This window comes from Ideonella sp., from assembly GCF_035254525.1.
Lineage (GTDB): Bacteria > Pseudomonadota > Gammaproteobacteria > Burkholderiales > Burkholderiaceae_C > Ideonella.
The window spans coordinates 1-2,651 of the sequence record NZ_DATFAN010000062.1 but is presented as its reverse complement, the minus strand read 5'-3'; the positions used below and the strand labels follow the sequence as shown (position 1 = coordinate 2,651).

Annotated in this window: 2 protein-coding genes and 1 pseudogene; all 3 read right to left on the bottom strand. The window is 70.0% G+C overall.

Going from position 1 to position 2,651, the window contains the following annotated elements; translation table 11 throughout:
• Positions 1 to 281 (bottom strand): annotated as a pseudogene (locus VJ693_RS05970) (hypothetical protein); the annotation flags it as partial.
• 59 nt (positions 282 to 340) lie between these two features.
• A complete protein-coding gene (locus VJ693_RS05965; RefSeq protein ID WP_324152594.1) occupies positions 341 to 1,471 on the bottom strand; it encodes a hypothetical protein in 1,131 nt (376 codons plus the stop codon).
• On the bottom strand, positions 1,468 to 2,651 hold a 1,184-nt coding region (locus VJ693_RS05960), incomplete at its 5' end, for a bifunctional metallophosphatase/5'-nucleotidase (protein WP_324152593.1). The genes VJ693_RS05960 and VJ693_RS05965, both read right to left, overlap by 4 nt.

Here is a 2,651-nt window from a genome sequence, read left to right as displayed (position 1 = left end):
ATGGTGAAGCTGTCGCGCACGAGCTTGGGCTTGTGGGCCTTGCCATCGCCCGCCGCCGCAGCCACTGGGCCGTTGCCGGCCATGGCGGGCGATGCCTTGGGCTTCGCCGCGACGCCAGCGCGTTTCGGGCTCTTGGCGCGCACCGGGTCGCCGGCGCGTGTCCACGCCTTCGGTGTGGCCGCAGGCGTCGCGGCGGCGCGGGAGGCCTTGGCCGACGTCTTCGCGGGCGCGGCGGAGACCTTGCGCTTGGTCTTCGGTGTGGTGGTCTGACGGGTGCTCATGACTCTTCCTCAAAACGGTATAAACAATATATTCCGTTTTGAGGACCGGACAATCCGGCCTAAGGCCCGACAAGAACCTGCAGGGTGGTTCGCATCGCGCGCTGGTAGATGTCGTCCACGTTCAGTCGGGCAGCGGCCTCGTGCGAGGGAAGCAACACCTCGCCCGTGGCATCACCGGTCGCTTCACCCAGGGCGTCGCGCAAGTGGCGCGCGGACAGCAGCCGCGGCGTCCCTTGGTCGTCGCGCAGAGCCAGGCCGAGCATCCGCCCTGCAGCGTCATAGACGACGGCCTGGGCGACGCGCGACGGAAGCTCGATGCCCAGGCGTGGCGCGGTCCCGGCGGCGCCGGCACGGCCGAGGAAACCCGCGTACAGCCACGGCCAGGCCGCTGCACCATCGGACGAGGGTGTGAACGCCACGGCATATGACGGACTCCCCGCGAACCCCTCCCGCGGCCCGCGTGCAAGGAAACCGGCGTCAAGGCGCACATCGAGGCGCACGAGCGCCAAGCCCAATGGAGCGATCGCTCGAACGAGCGTAACCGTGCGCAGGCGGCCTAGCCCGTCGCGCACGGCGGCGAACGCGCGCCCCTGCAACGCCTCGAGGGGCAGCAGCGCGTGCAGCCCATCGTCCATCAGCACGCCTGAGCCCGCCACACGCCAGCTCTCGGGGTGCGCCGCCTGTGCAGCGATGTCGGGCGGAGCGACGCGCTGCGGCCGCTGCAGCAGGATGCCGCCGGGCAGTGCGCCCGGCTCGCGCAGCGTGGCGGCCGCCGCGGCAAGTACCGGATGGTTCGCAGCGCGCCCCAACGCCTGCTCGACCAGCGCTCGCCCGTAGGGGCACTGGCCGCCGACACAGAGCAGCCAGCCGTACAGGGCGGCGGCTTCGGGTGCTTCGAGATGCCCGCCAGCGACGTGCGCCGCGAACGCTTGCGCGCGGCGGTACTCACCCTGCGCCATCAGCGCGCGCACCAGGGCCATTTCGGTGTCGGGGTCGTGCCCCATCGCCGCAGCGCGTTCCAGCGTATCCAAGGCGGCCGCCGCATCGCCGGCGGCCAATTGCCCTTCGCCTTGCTGCAGCAGGCGCTCGTGCGCGGCGCTGCGTGCGGCGTGCTCCCCGCCCCACGCGACCAGCACCGCGCCGAGCAGCAGCGCTGCGACACCGGCGCGCAGGGGCCGCGCCGTCATCATGGCAGGCGCACGATGCGCGGGATCTTCATCGCAGGCAGGGCAGGGTCGTAATGCGCGGCTGGGGCCTTGTAGCTGGCAAGGTAGGCGACCAGCGCATCGATGTCCTGCGCTCCGCCCAACGAATTCACGCCGCCCGTGAAGGTGCTGAAGCCGTCGCCTCCGGTGGCCATGAAGTTGTTGATGGTCACGCGATAGGTCTTGCCCGGGTTCTGCACCACGCCGCCGATCACGATCAGGTCGGGCGCCCCGGTCACCTCCGGAGGAACCACCGTCACGTCGGTCGGCGTGAGGGTCACGTCGACGATTCTTGCGCAGGCCGGCGCGCTCGCGCTCCACGAATACCGCAGGCCGTTGGAGATCTGCATGATGCGCTGCGCTGTCTGGCCCTTGCAGCCGGGGAACTGCTGCTCGAGCACGTCCTTGATCTGCTGGGCAGTGAGCGTCATCGTGACCAGGCTGTTGCCGAAGGGCTGAACGGTGAAAGCGTTTCCGTAGGTCACGTCGTACGGGTAGCTTGCACCGGCGACGTCGAAGCCGGGATTGCGCACGCCGCCCGCGTTCATGAAGGCCATGACCGCACCGCCGAGTGCCGCGGGCTGCGTGGCCTGCAGTTGCGCATCGGCGATCAGGCTGCCCGCGGGCATCTCGCCGGCCGCATTGGCTGCGTTCGGCAGGCGCGTGGCGATGGTGCCGATCACCTCATTGGCCAGCGGCGACACCAGTGTGTTGTAGCCGGCGACGATGTTCTTCACCGTCGGATTGGCCTCGACATAGGCAGTCGCCGCGGCGTCGGTGCGGTCGACCAGGCGGTTGGTCGCCGAGACCTTGAGCACGTGATGGCTGACCGGGTGGATCGTGAGATCGATGTCGGTCAGCACACGGCCGAAGGCGCTCGCGCTGGTCACCGGGACCAGGCGCCCCACGCGGTTGGGCACGCCGGTGGGGCGGGGCGTGCGCGTGACCACACCGTTGACCGTCTTCACATCGACCGTGTCGGCCGAGCAGTTGTAGGCCGCGTGGGTGTGGCCGCTGATCACCAGGTCGACCGCGTCGTCCAGCCGGCGCGCGATCGCACGGAGGTCGGAATCGCTGCCGTCGGCGTTCTTCAGGTCGCCGTCGCAGCCGTTGATGTCGCTCACTGTCGGGCTCGACTGGAAGCCGCCCTGGTGGACCAGCACCA